We start from the raw sequence: 17,364 nt of genomic DNA, 5'->3' as shown, positions 1-17,364 counted from the left end.
GGCGCGGCGTAACCTTGTAGCGCCGAAACCGAAAAGGTGCGGCGATGATTTTAGCGCCGTCCGCCCCCACCAAAGCCGCCGAAGCCGCCTCCGGGATTACCGCCGCCGGGATTGCCTCCGCTCCCGGGGGCGCCGAAACCTCCATCGCCGCCAAATCCGCCCGGACCTTGGCCGCCAAAGCCCCCCGGACCCTGGCTGCCGAAGCTCCCCGGACCACCGAACCCGCCGGGGGAGGGCGGCGGAGAACCTGGCGGACCGGATGGGCTGGATGGGGCGCCAGAGGGGAAGAATTTGTTAGGTGAGCCCGGATCCGCCCCCGGATGCGCGTTGTGCGCGCCGCCCTGCGGAGGCGTCCCGAAGGAACCTCCGCGCGGCCCCGGCGCCGAACCACCGCCGCCCGGGGGCCCGTTCGGGCCGCCGAATGGCATACCGCCATGGTCCAGGCGAACCGAATGAAGCCGCCAGTCCGCGCCGTCGCGCGCGGTCGTCAAGATGGCGCGCACCGGGCGGCCGAACGGCAAGGCGTCGTCATCGCCTTGGACCGGAAGGCCGGAGCCGAGGCGAAGCCCGTCGCGGGTGCGCTCGACATAGGCTTCCACCGAAAGTTTCCGGACGCCGCCGAGCAGCATGGCTTCGTCGCGGCCTTCCGTCACCTTGAAGGACCCGCCGGCCAATGCGCCGCGCAGCACCGCGCGCTGTCCGACGAGAGTGGGATCGAGATTGGCGAGCTTCAGCCCGCCGATGGTCGGCGTTCCGTCCGCGGCGACGTCGATCGGACCTGCAACCTGCTGCAGATCGGATGCGCGCGGCTCAATGAGGCTTGCGGCGATGACGCCGTCGGGACGCCGCAGACCGCTCACCGCAATATGATCGCCGACTTTCCATGTGCGCCGCGCGGTCTTCGGCAGACCAGATAGCGCGACTTTCTGGCCGAGAACGGTCAGCTTGTTGGCGTCGGCGGATTCGATGCGGCCGACGGCCTCGCTGGTCACGTTGATGCGGCGCGTCGACAATTGACCGCCAACATCGAGAGCGACGATCCGAACGACATGGCCGATCTTAAGCTGGCTCGCGCTCGCCGTCTCGCCGTCGATCCGAACGATCGCGTCCTTCGGATAGGCGATGCGCAGATCATTGACGATGATGCTGCCGAACTTTCGAATGGTGCCGATCACGCCGGTGCCGCCAATGCCGCGGTCGCTTTCTTTCTCGTCGGGCGCGAAGCTCGCGCCTGTACCGCCGATGCCTTGATCGCGCGGGTCGGCGATGAGGCGCGCGGCGAATCCGGCGCAGCCGGGGAGCGCTGCAAGAACAGCGAAGAAATCCCTGCGGCTGAAGACCGGCGATCGGCTCACGACGGCGTCTTTCCCGGCGGTTTGGACTTGCTTGTCGTTGTCGCCTTCATCGACTCCGGCTGACCGGCGGCCGCCGGATTTTCCTCGCGGTAGACATAGATTCCCATGATCCAGCGATGATCGCCGCCAGGATCGGATTCGCACGCCTTGTGGGCCTGTCGATTGGCTTCCTGCAGGGCCCCCGTCGCGATGTCGCGCGAGCTTTTTTCAAGGGTTTCGGCGAGCGATTCCGAAAGACCATCGTAGTGCACGGCGCGCTCGAAAAAGCGCGGCCCTTCCAGCACATTGGCGACCGCCGCCGCCACATGATCGTGCAGATTGCGGCCGAGATAATAAAGCTGCTCATCCGCGCCGCGCTGCGGCACGAAGGCGCCCTCGGCGAGGACAACGCATCCATCGGCGTCGATGGCGACGATTTTTCGGTCGAGCCATTCGTCGAGCACGGCGCGGGGCCGCACGTCGCGCGTGACGGAGGCGACCAGCGTTTCGAAAGATGGCGTTGCGCCCTGGTCCGAGAGGCGGGCGAGCGGCAGCGGGCGCCCCTCGACGTCCGTGAATTCGGGCGCCGCCAGCCAGCGCGCAATGATGGCGCTTGTGCGGGAGACCGAGGCCGGCGTTGTCGAGATTGGCGCGCCGGCGCCTCGGAGGCGGCGGACCTCCTTGCGGTGGATGCCCGTCAGCAGGCTCACCCGGCTGTCGGTCTGCTCCTTGTCCGGCAGCGCGAAATCATGTTCGGCGACATTGACATAAAGCTCGCGCAGGAGATCGGCCACGCCGGGAAACGTCATCCCGCTCCGGATGAACAGCCGCACGAGCGGCCGCAGCAAGCGGGCGATCGGCGACTGAAGCCGGTCGGGGCTGGGAGGAGGGAGGTTCGGGGCGTCCATCGCCACAGATATGGCGGAAACAAGCGTGGGATACAATCCCACAAAGGACTTGACGTGGGAAATTTACCCACGTAGCTTGCGGGTCAGACATTTTCCCACATCCGAGGAGCCGACATGTTTGGCGCTCTTTCCACTTTCGCCCGCAAGAGAGAAATTAGAAGGCTGCTCGCCGGGCGCGCGCAATCGCGCGCCAACGGCGGCTCGGAGGCCTCTCCGTATGGGAAGGCGCTCTGTCGCGCGCTCGTCTTTGCCGCTGTCTGCACCAGCCTCATCCTGCCGCTGGCGATCGCCGCCCGGCACAGCGAGGCGCAGTTGCAGGCCGCCCGCGCCTGGCCGATCGAGATTTCCGCGACATCGCCCTATGGCGCGATCCAGCTCGACCGTCCGGCCTCCCCGAAGCCCTGACCCCCGAAGCTCGTTCCTGAATTTGCCGATGCGACGACTGGCGCAGGCGCCGTCGATCGCCTTTTTGCAAGGACATGCCCATGTTCGCTGAATCCGTGAAAAATCCCGCCGAGGCCGGCGACGCGTTGCGTCCGGCGCGCGCGCCATCCGGTTTTCTGCGCAAAATCCTGCCAAATTGGGTGAGGCGTCGTAAAGCTGCGCCGGCGCAGCGGGAGCGCGCTCGCGACAAAGACGCGCCGCCACGCGTCATCATCGATCTCACCGATGTGGTCTGCCATGCGGTCTGGCATGACGCCTGCGCCGGCATTCCCCGCGTGCAGCTTGAGATCGCCCGCGCCCTTCTCGCCCGCAATCCGATGGCGCAAGCGCTCGGCTGGCATCGCAACAAATGGCGTGATCTTGGCCCGCTGATCGTTGCCGCCGATGGCGACGTCGACCAGATCTTCGCTCTGCTAAAAGAGACTTTCTGCGACATCGGCTGGAACGCCAAAGGAGCGCGGCTGGCGCTCCGCCGGCGCCGCCGTAATCTCAATATCGAGTCCTTCGCCGAGGCGCCGGACCTGCGGCCGCAGGATGCGCTGTTAATCGGCGGCGCATTCTGGCTTAACCTGGAGATCGTCAATCTGTGCAAGGACGCCGCCGCCAAAGGCGCCAATCTCGTCGTCCTGTTTCACGATCTCATTCCCTTGTCGATGCCCTCATTCACGGGCCATGATTTCGCGCGCGAATATCGCGAAATGCTGAGCCTTCCCGCCCATTTTGTGGTGACGACCGAACAGACGCGCAGCGAGCTCAAGCGGGCGCGCCGGCGCATTGACGGCTGGGGCGGCCGCATTTCGTCCACGGTTACGCCGCTCGCTGATGAGTTTCCAGGGTCGCCGCGCAATGAAATTGCGGGTCCTCCCCCGCCGCGTCTCGCCGCGCTCTCCATGCAGGGGTTCGCGCTTTGCGTCGGCACAATCGAGATTCGCAAGAATCATTTTCTCCTGATGACCGCCTGGGAGGAGCTTGCGGCCGAGCGTGGCGGCGATATGCCCAAGCTCGTCATCGCCGGGCGGCGCGGCTGGAAGGCGCAGGCGACCTTGAACCGGATCGACGCGCTCGAGCCGGACGGACCGATCGGCTTTATCGAGACGCCGAGCGATGATGAATTGCGCTGGCTCTACGCCTCCTGCAGCTTCACCGTCTTCCCGAGCCTCTTCGAGGGATGGGGCCTGCCGGTCGGCGAAAGCTTCTGGTTCGGCAAGCCATGCGCGGCGTCGAACGCGCAATCGATCGGCCCCGTGGCGCGCAATCTTTGCTCCGCCTTCTCGCCGCATCATATCGACGACATGAAAAGCGCGATCCGGCGCCTTCTCGACGCCGATCAGCGCGCTGTATTTCAATGCAGGATCGAGGCAGCTCCCTTGCGCACATGGTCGGAGTTTGCGGCCGAAATCGAAGCGCTCATCGCCGAGCGGCGGCCGATGAGCGATCCGCTGCTGTTGCGGGAAAGCGAAGAAAGCTTTGCCGCCAGGGCGGCGTGAGACGACCTCGCGGCGCGTCCCGAAGTTACGCGAATTTCGATCTCATAAAGGCTCCGGCCGCTGCAAGGGCGCGGCGCCCGGCGCCGACCCGATCGGCCCAGAGCGGCCAGGCGTGGATCATGTCGGGCCAGATTTCGAGGATTGCGGCGACATCGGCCGCGCCGGCCTTTCCCGTGATGCGCACCGCGTCGTCAAGCAAGGTTTCCGCTGAGCCGACCTGCGTCAGGATCGGCGGCAGGCCGCTCAGATCGGCGTTGAGCGGCGAGATCAGCGGATTGCGCGGATCGGCGCCGGCCAGATAGGCCTCGGCCAGCTCTTCGAGATAGGCCTTGTGAATCAGCGGATCGATCGCGGCTTTTGTCTCCATGCTCGCGCCAGTCATCTCGAGATCGACCCAGGGCGAGATGAGCCAGACGCAGGCGGGCAGGGCCTTTCGCTCGTCGCGGAGGGCGATCATCAGGGCGAGCGACAGTCCGCCGCCCGCGCTGTCGCCGCCGACGGCGATGCGCGAGGGCGCAAATCCGCGATCAAGCAACAGCGCGTAGGCGGACCTTGCGTCATCGAGTGCGGCCGGAAACGGATGTTCGGGCGCGAGCCGGTAGCCGACCGCAAGCGTGCCCGCCCCGGCCGCGCGTCCGGCCTCTGTCACCATGCCCCGGTGGCTCTTGATCGAGCCGGAGCAATAGCCGCCGCCGTGGAAAAACAAGAGCGCGCGCGAGGGATCGCTCGTTGGCGCGAGGGACCATTCGAGCGGGACGCCATTTAAAACTTCCGTTTCAAGCGCGATGTCTGCGGCGGCCGGATGCCCGGCGACGGCCTCGATCCGCTCGCGGCGCTCAGCGAAACCGACCGGTCGCGGCTTCGAGCCGAGCAGGGCGCGCACCGCGTCAATCTCAAAATCGGACATGTCGCCTCCCGAAGCGGCGGCCGCATCTCACGCGGCCCTTTCGCTTTGGCGCGATCATGCCATAAACTGAGCTGCAGCGGCAGGCGATCTGACGCTCGGCCTGGAGGCGAAACGTTTCGTGAAGCGATGGATTCGATTCGCTCTGATCGTCGGCGTTGTCGCGGCCGTTTTCCTCGCTTATGAGGTCGTCACGAGCTATGTCGCCTATACGGCCGACGCTTTCGTGCGATCGGACCTCGTCGCGGTGGCTCCCGAGATCACCGGCCGCATCGTCGCCGTCCATATCGTCGACAATCAGACGGTGAAGACGGGCGATCTCCTCGTTGAAATCGATCCCGTTCCTTTCAAGCTCGACTTCGGGCAGCGGCAGGCGCTGGCCCAAGAGGCGCGGGCGCAGGTCGAGATCGACAAGGACCGCATCGCCGCGGCGAATGACGCCGTCGCAAGCGCAACATCGGCGCTGGCCCTCGCGCGGCTGACGCAACAGCGCGCATCGACGCTGATGAGCGCGGAAGACGTTTCGCAGGCGGCGGTGGACAGGGCCAATGACGCCTTGAGCCGAGCCGAGGCAAGCGTGGCGTCGGCGCAATCCGACGCCGCCGCAACGCTTTCCACCGCTGCGATGCATCAGGCCTCGCTACGCAAGGCCGAGGCGGATCTGGCGATCGCGCAATGGCGGCTCGATCGCACAAAGATCGTCGCTCCGCTCGACGGCGCCATCAACAATCTCACGGTGCGCGTCGGCGACACGGGAACAGTGAACGATCCTTTGATCGGCATCGTCGCCGCCACGGGATGGAGGATCATCGCCAACTACAAGCAGGATTATATTCGTAATTTCACACTTGGCGCGAACGCTTGGGTGTGGCTCGATTCGGAGCCCTGGCGCTTTCATCGCGCGCGCATAAAAAGCATTGCGCGCGGCATCAGCCGCGAAGAGGGGGCGCAGAAGCTGATGCCTTATGTTGCGCCGACGACGGACTGGATCCGCCTGCAAAGGCGCTTTCCCGTCACCCTGACGCTCGTCGATCCGCCGGAGACGCTCTACATGGGCGCCGACGCCCGCGTGGTGATTTTTCCGTGAGTGGAATCGGCGACGCGATCAGAGCCGAGGGCGAGGCCTTAAGTTCGATCTTCAGCGAGCTCGCCGCCGATCTCAAGGAAGCGAGCCTCTCAGGTCCGCGCGCGCGATTTTGCGCTGCTTCTGCTCTGTCCGTCGGCGTGGCGACGATCGTCGCGCTCGCCATGCACGTCGACGACGTATGGTGGGCGGCGATCAGCGCCTTTATGTGTAGTCAGGCGAGCCTGCCGGCGTCCCTGACAAAAGGCGTGTTGCGCATGATTGGCACCATCGTCGGCGCCCTCGTCGCACTCATGCTTGTGTCCTGGCTCGCCTATGATTGGGTCGCCTGTTGTCTGTTCCTTTTTATGTCGACCCTCATCGGCACGCTCGGCTTTCAGCTCAGCGCACACGCCTATGCCTGGCTGCTCGGCTCGATCACATTCAACTTTATTATCCTCCTGGCGCTGTCCTCGCCGCAGAACACATTCTATTTTTCTATCTATCGCATCATGGAGGTCGCCATCGGGGTCGGCTCGGCGCTGCTGATTGCGGCTCTCTTTTCGCCAAAGGACGGCGGCGCAACGCTTTCCGCCGCCGGATGGGCTGGCTTTCTCGATGACCCTCAAACCATGGCGCGGCTGCACGCGCTTCGCGCGGCGTTCACCGTCATGCTCATTCCGATTGTCTGGAGCTATGCCGAACTGCCAAGCCTTGCGCAGATGGCGATTACGATCAGCGCCGTGATGGCCGTGCCGGCGCCGTCGGCCGCGACGCCTGACCCCGGCCTGATGATGGTCCGCCGCGCGCTCCACCGCCTGCTCGGCTGCTTTTTGGGCGGGGTCATTGCGCTTGTCTGCCTCGCCGCGCCGCTAACCAATTTCGTCGTTTGGCTCGCAACGCTGATGGGCGGCGTCTGGATCGGCTGCCACCTTCAGGCCACCCCGCGCAAGATCGGCTATGTCGGCACGCAGGGAGCCATTGTTTTCATCATGACGTTGGTGCAGGGGTTTGGGCCGCCGACCAGCATCTGGCCGGCCGTCGAGCGCCTCGGCGGCGTCAGTTTCGGTCTCGTCATTCTGCTTTTGGTGTCGATCGTCTTCGAGATCCTGGTTCCCGAGACGACGCCCCCGCGCCTCGCCGTCGATTAGACTTTGTCGCGACGGACTATCATTATGAAAGTCATTCGCTGGCAAAGCCACCCGCCGGCCCCATATTCCAAAATGGCATTTGCCCCGGAGGCGGAGAATTTTCGATGCTGGCGTCGGACGAGGACATTCTTCTTGAGGCGGAACGCTGGACCCGGCAGGGCCGCGCTGTCGCCATCGCCACCGTGGTCGAGACCTGGGGCTCGGCGCCGCGTCCGCCGGGCAGCCACCTGATCATCGACGCGGCCGGAGAATTTCTAGGCTCGGTGTCCGGCGGCTGCGTCGAAGGCGAGGTCATCGCGCAGGCGCAGGAGGCGATCGGCTTAGGCCATTGTCGCTTGCTCGAATTCGGCGTCGCGGACGAGACAGCCTGGAAGGTCGGGCTCTCCTGCGGCGGCCGCATCAGCGTCTTCTTGCGCCCCCTCGCGCCCGCCATCATCGCCGAAATCAACCGCGCCCGCGCATCGCGGAAAAGCTGCGCTCTGGTGAGCGGCCTCAGCTCCGGGACGGAGCGTGTGGCTGCGGCGGGCGCACTCGCCGGCGATGCGCTGGCGGCCGAGCTTGGGGCGCGATTTGCGGCGCGTGCGAGCGGGCTTGTCGCCGGGCGCGAAGAGCCGACGTTTCTTTCTGTTTTCACGCCGTCGCCGCGCATCATCGCCATCGGCGCCGTCCATATCTCGCAGGCGCTGGCTCCAATGGCGACGGTCGCGGGGTTCGAGACGATTATCGTTGATCCGCGCACGGGTTTTGCGAGCAGCGCGCGCTTTTCCGGCGCGCGTCTTGTTGCGGATTGGCCGGCCGAGGCGCTGAAGGCCCTCGCGCTCGACGCCGCCACGGCGGTCGCGCTGCTGACCCATGAGCCGCGCATCGACGACGAAGCGGCCCGCGGCGCGCTCAGCTCGGATTGCTTTTACATTGGCGCGCTTGGATCGCGCAAAACCCATGCGCGGCGGCTGGAGCGGCTGCGCGCCGACGGTTTCTGCGAGAGCGCGCTCGCCCGCATCCATGCGCCGATCGGCCTCGACATCGGCGCAAAAAGCCCCGCCGAAATCGCTGTCGCCATCCTTGGCGAGATCATCGAGGATCTGCGTCGCGAGCAAAGGTCCGGCTCGTCCGGAAAGGCCGCATGAGATTTGGCCCGGTCGCCATCGACGAGGCGCAGGGCGGCGTGCTCGCCCACGCGATCAGCCGGCCGGGCCTCAGCCTCCGGAAAGGCGAGCGCATCGGCGCGGGACATGTCGTCGCGCTGCGCGAGGCGGGGGTCGCGGAGATTGTCGTGGCGATCGCGGAAGACGGTGACGTCGAAGAGAACCCGGCGGCGCACACCGTCGCCGCCTTTCTGGCCGGTGCGCATCTCGACTTGGAGAAGGCCTTTACCGGACGCTGCAATCTGATCGCTGGCCGCAGCGGCGTGCTGCTTGTCGACGCTGCTGCGATCGATCGGATTAACGCCGTCGATGAAAGCGTGACCGTGGCGACGCTTTGCCCCATGAGCCGCATCGCGGCGGGCGAGACGGCGGCGACGGTGAAGATCATTCCTTTCGCGCTTCCAAAGGCGACGCTCGAGCGCGCGATGTCGGGGGCGGGCGAAAAACCGCTGCGCATCGCACCTTTTCTTCCGCTACGGATCGGCGTCGTCTCGACGCTTCTGCCCGGGTTGAAACCCTCCATCGTCGATAAGACGCTGCGGACGCTCGAAGCGCGTCTTGACGGGACAGGCGCACGCCTTGCCGTCGAGGAACGGGCGCAGCATGAGACTGCCGCGCTGGCGCGGGCGCTGAAGCGCGTCGCGCCCGCCTGCGATCTCATCATCATCTTCGGCGCCAGCGCTATCGCCGACCGGCGCGACGTCATTCCGGCGGCGATCGAGGTCTGCGGCGGCCTCGTCTCGCATTTCGGCATGCCGGTCGATCCGGGAAATCTGCTCCTCATCGGCGCGCTGCCGGGCTTTCCGCAAAAGCCGGTGATCGGCGCGCCAGGCTGCGCGCGCTCGCCGAAGGAGAACGGCTTCGACATGGTCCTGCACCGGATGCTCGCCGGTCTTGACGTCGGCGCCGCCGACATCAGGCGCATGGGCGTTGGCGGCCTGCTCAGCGAAATCAAAACGCGGCCGCAGCCGCGCCGGCCCGCCCAGGATTGAATGCGCCATGATTGAAGTTGCGGCCATCATATTAGCGGCAGGCCGATCGCGCCGTTTTTCGCAAAACGATCAGGTCGAAACGAAGCTTGTCGCCCGGCTCCACGGCCGGCCTCTCGTGCGCCGCGTCGCTGAGGCTGCGCTTGCCTCGCGCGCGCGGCCGGTCATCGTCGTCACCGGCCATCAAAGCGAGGCGGTCGAGGCGGCGTTGCAGGGTTTGCCGCTCATGTTCGCGCATAATCCAGCCTATGCTACGGGGCTTGCAAGCTCGCTGAAGCAGGGGCTCGCCGCCGTTCCCGCCAGCGCCGCCGGAGCGCTTATCCTGTTGGGCGATATGCCGCTCGTTTCAGCGGCGCTGATCGACCGCCTGATCGGCGCTTTTGAAGTGAGGTCCGGCGCTTCGCTCAAGCCGCCGCTGGCCGCTGTCCCGTTACGCGACGGCGCGCGTGGAAATCCGGCGCTGATCGGCCGCGAGCTGTTTCCGGCGCTCTCCCTGCTGGAGGGTGATCGCGGCGCGAGGGCGCTGATCGAGGCCGCGGGCGACCGTCTGATCGAGTGCCCGGTCGAGGACGATTTTTCCCTCATCGACATCGATACGCGGGACGCGCTGGAGCGCGTCGCCGCACGGATTTAGCGAACAGGCCGCGCTTCGGCGAGCGGCGCGAAAACGAATGTGTTTTTGGCGGCGTTCCAGTCGAGTGGCCGCGAACAGAATTTCCAACTGCTGAAGGGCAGTTTCGCCGCATTCTTTTGCCCGCAGTCAAGCGCTGCGACGTCAACATAGAGTCGCGGCTTCGGACCGCTTTCGTCTACATTCACGCCATAGACAGTGTTGTCATAGACTTTGACGGCGGTGTTGTTCGGGCCGCCGACAAAGACCGCTGCCGCGGAGCCGCTTTGACCGGCCGAGAGCGCGGAAGCGGCGCCGCCGCATTCATAGGCGCTGACGTCGACAACATAATCGATCACGGCGTCTCCGGTCAGATCGACGAATTTCACAAGATTCGACGATTTTCCCGGCGCGCCGCCGGCTTCCTTGCAGGAGTTGTTCAGCTCGACGATATAGCGCCGAAGCTCCAGCGGCAGACTATTGGGCGAGCGCGCCGCGGCAGGCTCCTGCGCGGCAAGCGCTCCCGCAATTCCAGAGATCAGATACAGCGCCCGTCTCAAATCCCGCCCCCTTCGCGCCAATTGCAATCGGAGGGACCCACGTTATTTGACCGAAAGGGTTACGGCAATCCGCTGGCAACGCCCGCGCTGCGTCGGGGTTTTCGATCCGCAGCGCGCCCTCCTGATCCAAAAGCCTTTCGGCGTCATCCTCAGCTTTTGTTCTCTTGTTCAAGCATCGCCGTATGATACCTGCGTTCAATGTCGGCAAGATCGACCGTGGGCTTTGGAAATTTCATATCCAGAGCCTTGAGCGCATCGAGCGTGATCTGCATCAGCGCGACGTCGCGAAACCATTTGCGGTCGGCCGGAATCACATACCAGGGCGCGCCGGGAAGGCTGGTTGCGGCCATCGCCTCCTCATAGGCGCTCATATAGGCGTCCCAATACACGCGTTCGGTGTAGTCCGATTCTTCGATCTTCCAATTGCTTTCGGGATCGCGCAGACGTTTCTTGAAGCGGGCAAGCTGTTCCTCCTTGCTGATGTGGAGAAAGAACTTGAGGATCACGACGCCGTTTTGCGCCAGCAGGGTCTCGAAATCGCGGATCTGCTCGAGGCGCAGAGCTGCGGCCTTGTCATCGAGCCGCCGATGCGCCCGGTTGACCAGAAAATCCTCGTAATGCGAGCGGTTGAAGATGGCGATCGATCCGAGACGAGGCGCGTGGGGATGCACGCGCCATAGAAAATCATGGTCGGCTTCCTCAAGGGTCGGGACTTTGAAGCTCGTGGCGATGACGCCGAGCGGATGAAACGCAGTGAAGGCGCGCCTGATCGAGCCATCCTTTCCGGCCGCGTCCATCCCCTGAAGCACGATCAGCAGGCCGTGCTTCTTCTCGGCGTAGAGCAGGCGCTGCAGATGGGTCAGCTGTTCGCCGGCAGCAGCAAGGGCCGCTTCGCCCTCCGCCTTGGAGTCAAGGCCCGGTGAGGCGTCGGGATCCTGGTCCTTCAGCTGAAAGCGTCGGCCCGGATCAACGAAAAACAGCTTGCGATAGTCCATCTCGGCCTCTGGCGCTTCAGGCGATGACGCGAAAAGCCGCAGACTTTTCGGACTGGGATCATGCTCCAAACTTTTGCAATCGGTCACGATATTATTTTTCATCGACGTGATCGAGCCGGTCGATGATCTGCCGCGGGCGCAAAAAATTTGTTCAAATGCGTCTATCCCGGCGGCCCGCTCCGTGCGCAGATGTCGCCGTCGCGGGGTCAAGAGCGGGAATCGCGCCGGTGAGATTTGTATATTCTGGCTGCGCAGCGTGGTCTTTCCGGCGTAGCCGCCAACTCATTTCGGCGTTGCTGCTGACGCTCGCGGCGCTGTTGTCGATCCACTCCGGCGCCACCATTGCGCGTGCGGCGGAGTGCGGCGGCCCGGGCGAGAGCAGCCCGCTCTGCGCGGGGCGCGCAGCGAGCGCTTTGCCCCCGGGACCGGCCGACCCCGCCGGCAGCCTCTCCCGCGCCAGCGTATCGGCCGCAACCGACGATTCTGTTCTGCTCACGGTCGAGACGCCCGGACGGTTTTCCCTGCGCGCGCAGAGCGGCTCGGGCGTCGCACTGCAACTCGTCGACATGATGACCGGACCCGGCGCGATCGCCGGAAAAGCCGGCGCGGACGATGGCCGCCTCGATGTTCTCCTCGATCGCGGCGTCTACAAACTACGCAGCTTCGGCGCGAAGGGCGCCGATGGCGAAGCCAAACTCATCCTCACCCCCTTTCGCGCGGCGGCTCCCGTGTCCGGCGAGCTATTGCGCAATGGCGCGATCAGCGCGACGCTCAGCGATCTTGAGCAGCGCTCCTTCTGGATCCTTGTCAGCGGCGGGAATCGCATATCGGTCGAGGCGGCCGGGCGCGCTCTGAAGGATCTGCGACTCTGGCGCAATGGCGCCGATCTTGTCGATCTTCCCCCGATCGTCGTGCAGGCGGAGCCGCAGCCCGGCCATCCGGTCACGCGAATAAGGCTCGAGGGCGACGTCGAGCCGGGTCTCTATCTCGCCACAGCCTATGGTGGTCCGCCAGCCGTCTGGGCGGACCTCTCGACAGACAACCCGCTTCATGTGCGGGCCGGTCCGCCGCGCAGTCTTGCCGGGGGGTGGTTCGAGGGCGTGATCGATGCGTCGGGCTCGGCGCGGTTCAAGATCCCGCCGCCTGCGACTGATGTCCGGCTCGAACTGCCCGAATCGGCTCCGGCTCGGCTCAGCGTCACGCGGGCCGCCGCCGCGCCGCAGACGGCTGCAATCCTCAAAACCAGCCGCGAGCCGCTGGCATCCGTCGTCGCGCCTCTGCAGGGCAATGAGCCGGCCATCGCCGAAGTGACCGGATTTGAAGGCCAGCGCTTTGCGCTGCGCGCTCTGGAACCCGCCGACAATTTAAAGATCGACGGGACGGGGCCGCATCTGATTTCGGTCGACGTCGCGGGGGAGGGCGGCGACGAGGCGCCCGCGACCGTGCTGCTGGCGCGCTTCGCCAAAGGCAAAGGCGCGGTTGTCGTCTCAAAAGCACTACGCGTCGCGCCCGGCGAGGCTTGGCGCAGCCGCTTCAATCTCCGCGGCCCCACAAGTCTCATTTTCGAGATGACCGGCTCCGGCCCTGTGGCGCTGCGCACGCAGGGGCCCGGGGTGACGGCGACCCTTGAGCCTTTGCTCGGCGTTAACGCGCCGCGCGCCGACGGCGCCTCGCTGCGAGCCTGGGACGTCGAGGCCGGCTACTACATTTTAAAGCTCGAGCCCATTCGTGACGCTGCCGGCGTGATCGACCTCACTTTCGGCCAGCCCGGCCTCACGCCGCCTGTTGCGATCTTGCCGAAACGCAATTCGATCGACTTCGGCCTGCGTGAGATTGACAAGGGAGCCTACTTCCAGATCTTCGCCAATAGCGCCCCGAGCCTCGTGCTCGGCCCGGTCGCGCGAAGACTTCCCGCCGACCTTTCCGCCGCGCCGCTGGTCATCGAGCAAAAGGCGGCGCAGCTCGAACAGCCGCGCCCTGCGTCGTCCGAGACAGCGCCGGCTGCGCCGCTGCCGCCGCCCCGTCCGCCGCAGCCTCAGCCCCTCGCGCCACCGAAGTCGCCGGACAAAAAAACGCCCGCGGCGGCGGGCCAGGCGGCGCCGAAGCCCGCGCAAAAAGCAGAAACCAAACCCTTGGCCAAACCTGTGGCCAAATCCGCGCCGCCGAAAGCGCAGGCCGAGGCGGCGCCTGGAGCCCTGCTCGTTCCGCTGCGCGCGCCGGCAGGCGGAATGATTACGGCGGTCGACGTTGCCGGCAAGCCTATCGCCGTGACCTTCCTGAACGAGGTCGCTGACAACAACGGCCGTACGCTCGTCGCGGCGATTGCGCCGGCTGACCACGACCGGCGCGTGATCGTCGCATGGTCGAAGGCCGCGCCGCTCGCCGCCGTCCCGGCGATCCCGCCCGCATCCGCTTTACTTATTCTGGCGCCGGGCGAACCGCGCTTTCTTGATCTCGCGCGCGAAGAAACCCGCGAATTCAATCTCGACGTCGTGGAGGGCGGCCTTTATCGCATCGAGACCCTCGGGCGGCTCAAGACCTCGGCTGCGATCGGAACTTCGTTCAAACCGTCGATCGACAGCGCCTCCGACAATGGCGCTGGCCACAACGCTTTATTGCAGATCTATTTGCGCGCCGGCCGCTACCGGATTGCCATAAAGGCTCTCGGCTCGGAAGGACGGCTCGGCGTCGTCGCAAGGCGCGCCGTGCTGAACGATGCCGGTACTTTGGCTCCCGAACAAAGCGCCAAAGCGGCGCTGGGCAATGGCGCCGGCGCTCTGTTCGATGTCGTCGCGCCGCAAGCCGCGCCCTACCAACTCGACCTTTATTCGCTGGGCGAGGATTTTTCGGCCCGTCTCGAAGACGCCGAAGGCTGGCCGCTGACGCCGCCTGGGCCGATGACGCAGCTGCGCCAATCTCTCGATAAAGGACGCTATCGGCTGGTCGTGCCGCCGGTCGAAAGCGACGCCCGCGTCGTCGCGCGGCTGCGCGATGCGCGCGAACCCGAGTCGCTCATGGGCCATGGGCCGCATCCGCTCGCCTTCGAGGCGCCGGCCAAATTGCAATGGCGCGAGCCGGCGGATTCCGCCGCGCCGCGCGAGCCCGACCGATGGACCTTCGCGCTTGCCGGTCCGGCGCAAATCACGCTCGGCGTCAGCGACGGCATGAGCGCGGAGTTGATGAAATCCGGCGCTGACGGGACGCCGTTGGCGCGCCTTTCGGCCTCGCATGGTTTCGCCGGTGAGCTTGCGGCGGGCGACTATGTCGTCGAGGCTCGCGCGATCGGGCGCAACGATCGGCTCGATTACACGCTGACCCTGACCTCAGTCGAGCTTCAGCCCGGCGCGCCGCGCAGCGTCAATCTGCCGGCGACCGTGCCCTTCAGACTGGCCGCGGAGCATATCGTCAATCTGACGAGCTTTGGCGCAAAGGAGCTGACCGGCGTCCTCAAGGATGCGGAAGGGCGAACGATCGAACGGCTCGCGGGCAGCGTGGACGATTGGAATCTCGGCTTCGCGCGCCGCCTGCCCGCCGGCGCCTATCGGCTCGAACTTGCGGCGATGGACGGCGGCGCAGCTTCGCGTGAATACAGCGGCGAGCCCGAGGCCGACTCTGCAAACGAGGAGTCCACGGAAGACGCCACCGATGGAGACAGCGCTTCCTCCGACGATCAGAATGAAGCGACAGGAGATGCGGCTGCCGAAGAACAGCCGATTGAGGCCACGCGGCCCGCCAGAAACGCCGTCGAACTGCGCGTCTCCCTGCCGGAAACCATGAAAGGACCTGACCTCGATCTTGAGGGCGTGCAGCGCTTTAAAGGCGCTGGCGCGCGGCAAATGGCGCTTCCTGCGGTCGCCGCCGGCGCGCTGCTCGTCGTAGCTGTCGAATCGTCTTCCGATAGCGCACTGTCGCTGGAACGGCAGGAGACTGCCGGCGCCTGGCGCGTGCTGGGGCAGGATCGCGGCCGCGCGCCTGTCGTCGCCATTCCCTCGGATGGCGACGAAAACCGTCCGCTCCGCGTCACCCTCTGGCCGCTTGATGGCGAAGCCTCCATGGCCGTCGCGGCGCGGGCCGTCGATCCGCGTGAAAGTCTTCGCGCGCCGGAATTGCGGCCGCTCGCCATCGAAGGCATGTCGCCGCCCGTACTGGTTGCGGCGGTGGGCGCCCCGGCAAAAAGCCTCGTCCGCCTCGGCGACGCTCCGGATGGCCTGCGGCAGGGCTCAGCGCCGGGACGCGTGCTGACGGAGGCTGGCGACGGCGTGCTTGCGCCGCAGTCGGAGCGATTGTGGTTTATCAAGCGCGGCGGCGCGGGAGCGCTTGCCGTCGCGCCCTTGCCGTCGAACCTTCGCGAAATCGAGCTTGATCTGGCGGCTGGCGATGTTGCGACCCTGACCCAGCCCAAGGCCGGCGAGGGGAGCCTGCGCGTCTGGCGCGCCCGCTCGAGCTTCGGCCAGCCGGGGCTTTCGGCTGGGAAGGGCATGGGCGTTTTGTCGACCGGTCCGGTCGGTGAGGCGCTCGCGCTCAACGGCGGCGAGGCGCTTCGCGTCTGGAACGCCGGCGACGACGGCGCCTTGCGCGTCAGCCTCAAAGCCTTCGATCTCATGGCGCAGCCGATGGCCGCCGAGACGGACCGCTTTGCCGCGACGCTTCCCGTTGGCGTCGTGCAGATGGTCGCGCTGCCCGCCGGCGGCAAGGAGATCGAGATCAATCTCGGGCCGGGCGCTGGCGCCGTGCTGAACGGAGGCTTTGCGCCGGCGACGATCTTTGGCGGCGACAGCGCGCTGTCGCGCCGGCTCACCGGCGCCTGGACCCGCATTCTTTTGTTCAACATCGGCTCCGCGCCGGCGCCGGCGTCCTTCGCATCGGCGCCCGCCCCGAACGACAAGCCGCTCGCCGCCGGCGCAATCATGAAGCGCTTCTTCGGCGCGGCGGGATCGTCCGCGCTACGCGTCGAGGCCGCCGCGGGAGATCGTCTTGTCACAGCAGGCGCCCACACTACTTTCGTCGGCGACGCCGGCGCTGTTCTGCGCGGCGGCTCGTTGATCCTGCCGGGTCCGGGCGCAGCGATCCTCGACCACGACGCTGGCCTCCTCGCCGCCTGGGTTGAAAACGCCGATCAATCGCCCTGGCCGCGCACCGAGCCGCAGAGCGTTGCGCCGCCGCAGCGCGTTGCACTTGGCGGCGCGGCGATGAAGCTGCGCTTTGCCGTTGCGGCGCCGGGGCTTCTCGTCGCGCGCTCCGACGCGCCGGTCATTCTCGCCCTTTCGAGCAATGGCGTTTTGGGCGAACCGACCCTGTTTCCGGCCGGCGCCGAGTTCCGCGCCTATGCGCCGGCGGGCGACGCCGAACTCAATATCTATTCGCCGCATGACGGGCCGCTGTCCGGCGCGCTCTCCCTCGCCCTCGATCCGTTGATTCCGATCAACGAAGGCGTCGGCGCGGCGCAAACGCTCGGCCCGGGCGACGCAGCGCTGTTTGCCTTCGATCTGCCGCGCGCGGCGACCATCGGCGTCGGCGTCCGCTCCAACCCCGACAGCGCGCGCGTGCGGCTGCTCGATGAGTCCGGCCGCAGCCTCGGCGAGGGCGTCGCGCAGCTCCAGCGCTTGCAGCCTGGCCGCTACATCATCGAGGCGCGCGCGCCGGCTGACGGCGCAACGCTGACGGTGCGGCCGGCGCTTGTCGGCCTGACCCCGCCCTCGGACGGACCACCGCCGGATGTGGCGCAGCATTATCTGGAACTTGTCGGATTAAAACCGAGCCGCGCGCCATGACGA

At 66.3% G+C, this 17,364-nt stretch carries 13 protein-coding genes; 8 read left to right on the top strand and 5 right to left on the bottom strand.

The features are described 5' to 3' along the window. Positions 1-50 precede the first annotated feature (50 nt). Both CR492_RS21330 and CR492_RS03690 read right to left on the bottom strand, forming a co-directional pair. A complete protein-coding gene (locus CR492_RS21330; RefSeq protein WP_102842398.1) occupies positions 51-1,355 on the bottom strand; it encodes a DUF5666 domain-containing protein in 1,305 nt (434 codons plus the stop codon). Continuing rightward, positions 1,352-2,242: a DUF6502 family protein gene (locus CR492_RS03690; protein WP_102842397.1), complete on the bottom strand. Its 891-nt coding sequence runs from the start codon at positions 2,240-2,242 to the stop codon at positions 1,352-1,354. Before CR492_RS03690 ends, CR492_RS21330 begins: the two co-directional genes overlap by 4 nt. A 114-nt stretch (positions 2,243-2,356) precedes the next feature. On the opposite strand from CR492_RS03690, the gene CR492_RS03685 reads away from it, so the two are divergent. Both CR492_RS03685 and CR492_RS03680 read left to right on the top strand, forming a co-directional pair. Next, positions 2,357-2,647 (top strand): hypothetical protein, encoded by a 291-nt coding sequence (locus CR492_RS03685; RefSeq protein ID WP_102842396.1) that lies wholly within the window; start codon positions 2,357-2,359, stop codon positions 2,645-2,647. Between the two features lie 80 nt (positions 2,648-2,727). Beyond that, complete coding sequence (locus tag CR492_RS03680; RefSeq protein WP_180982409.1) at positions 2,728-4,173, top strand: glycosyltransferase family 4 protein; 1,446 nt, start codon at positions 2,728-2,730, stop codon at positions 4,171-4,173. A gap of 25 nt (positions 4,174-4,198) precedes the next feature. Here the strand turns inward: CR492_RS03680 and CR492_RS03675 are convergent, their stop codons facing one another. Next, on the bottom strand, positions 4,199-5,080 hold the full coding sequence (locus CR492_RS03675; protein WP_102842394.1) for an alpha/beta hydrolase: 882 nt from the start codon (positions 5,078-5,080) through the stop codon (positions 4,199-4,201). 118 nt (positions 5,081-5,198) lie between these two features. Here CR492_RS03675 and CR492_RS03670 point away from each other — a divergent pair, with 118 nt between their 5' ends. From CR492_RS03670 to CR492_RS21045, 5 genes are all read left to right on the top strand, one after another. Next, a complete protein-coding gene (locus CR492_RS03670) occupies positions 5,199-6,164 on the top strand; it encodes an HlyD family secretion protein (protein ID WP_102842393.1) in 966 nt (321 codons plus the stop codon). Then, a complete protein-coding gene (locus tag CR492_RS03665) occupies positions 6,161-7,291 on the top strand; it encodes an FUSC family protein (RefSeq protein WP_180982408.1) in 1,131 nt (376 codons plus the stop codon). Before CR492_RS03670 ends, CR492_RS03665 begins: the two co-directional genes overlap by 4 nt. 104 nt (positions 7,292-7,395) lie before the next feature. Beyond that, positions 7,396-8,418, top strand: coding sequence for an XdhC family protein (locus CR492_RS03660; RefSeq protein ID WP_102842391.1), 1,023 nt, complete (start codon positions 7,396-7,398; stop codon positions 8,416-8,418). Further along, positions 8,415-9,428 carry a molybdopterin-binding protein gene (locus CR492_RS21050; RefSeq protein ID WP_245411949.1) on the top strand — a complete coding sequence of 338 codons (1,014 nt, stop codon included), beginning with the start codon at positions 8,415-8,417 and terminating at the stop codon, positions 9,426-9,428. The genes CR492_RS03660 and CR492_RS21050 overlap by 4 nt, the downstream gene beginning before the upstream one ends. Positions 9,429-9,435: 7 nt before the next feature. Further along, positions 9,436-10,059 carry a nucleotidyltransferase family protein gene (locus CR492_RS21045; RefSeq protein ID WP_245411948.1) on the top strand — a complete coding sequence of 208 codons (624 nt, stop codon included), beginning with the start codon at positions 9,436-9,438 and terminating at the stop codon, positions 10,057-10,059. On the opposite strand, the gene CR492_RS03650 is transcribed toward CR492_RS21045, so the two are convergent. Together CR492_RS03650 and CR492_RS03645 are read right to left on the bottom strand one after the other, a co-directional pair. Next, complete coding sequence (locus tag CR492_RS03650; RefSeq protein WP_102842390.1) at positions 10,056-10,595, bottom strand: hypothetical protein; 540 nt, start codon at positions 10,593-10,595, stop codon at positions 10,056-10,058. The two genes, CR492_RS21045 and CR492_RS03650, sit on opposite strands and share 4 nt — an antisense overlap. Positions 10,596-10,744: 149 nt before the next feature. Further along, the gene (locus CR492_RS03645) at positions 10,745-11,692 is read right to left on the bottom strand and encodes a PPK2 family polyphosphate kinase (RefSeq protein ID WP_245411947.1); all 948 of its coding nucleotides are present in this window, start codon (positions 11,690-11,692) and stop codon (positions 10,745-10,747) included. A 125-nt stretch (positions 11,693-11,817) separates the two neighbouring features. Here CR492_RS03645 and CR492_RS03640 point away from each other — a divergent pair, with 125 nt between their 5' ends. Next, positions 11,818-17,361 carry a hypothetical protein gene (locus CR492_RS03640; RefSeq protein WP_146030160.1) on the top strand — a complete coding sequence of 1,848 codons (5,544 nt, stop codon included), beginning with the start codon at positions 11,818-11,820 and terminating at the stop codon, positions 17,359-17,361. The last annotated feature ends 3 nt before the right edge of the window (positions 17,362-17,364 follow it).

The organism is Methylocella silvestris, from assembly GCF_002891535.1.
GTDB classification, from domain to species: Bacteria; Pseudomonadota; Alphaproteobacteria; order Rhizobiales; family Beijerinckiaceae; genus Methylocapsa; species Methylocapsa silvestris_A.
This window is presented reverse-complemented; position numbering and strand designations above follow the sequence as displayed.

Coding starts and splice junctions, on each gene's coding strand:
- CR492_RS03685 (WP_102842396.1), top strand. CDS start 2,357: ATGTTTGGCGCTCTTTCCACTTTCGCCCGCAAGAGAGAAATTAGAAGG.
- CR492_RS03645 (WP_245411947.1), bottom strand. CDS start 11,692: ATGAAAAATAATATCGTGACCGATTGCAAAAGTTTGGAGCATGATCCC.
- CR492_RS03680 (WP_180982409.1), top strand. CDS start 2,728: ATGTTCGCTGAATCCGTGAAAAATCCCGCCGAGGCCGGCGACGCGTTG.
- CR492_RS03690 (WP_102842397.1), bottom strand. CDS start 2,242: ATGGACGCCCCGAACCTCCCTCCTCCCAGCCCCGACCGGCTTCAGTCG.
- CR492_RS03675 (WP_102842394.1), bottom strand. CDS start 5,080: ATGTCCGATTTTGAGATTGACGCGGTGCGCGCCCTGCTCGGCTCGAAG.
- CR492_RS21050 (WP_245411949.1), top strand. CDS start 8,415: ATGAGATTTGGCCCGGTCGCCATCGACGAGGCGCAGGGCGGCGTGCTC.
- CR492_RS21045 (WP_245411948.1), top strand. CDS start 9,436: ATGATTGAAGTTGCGGCCATCATATTAGCGGCAGGCCGATCGCGCCGT.
- CR492_RS03660 (WP_102842391.1), top strand. CDS start 7,396: ATGCTGGCGTCGGACGAGGACATTCTTCTTGAGGCGGAACGCTGGACC.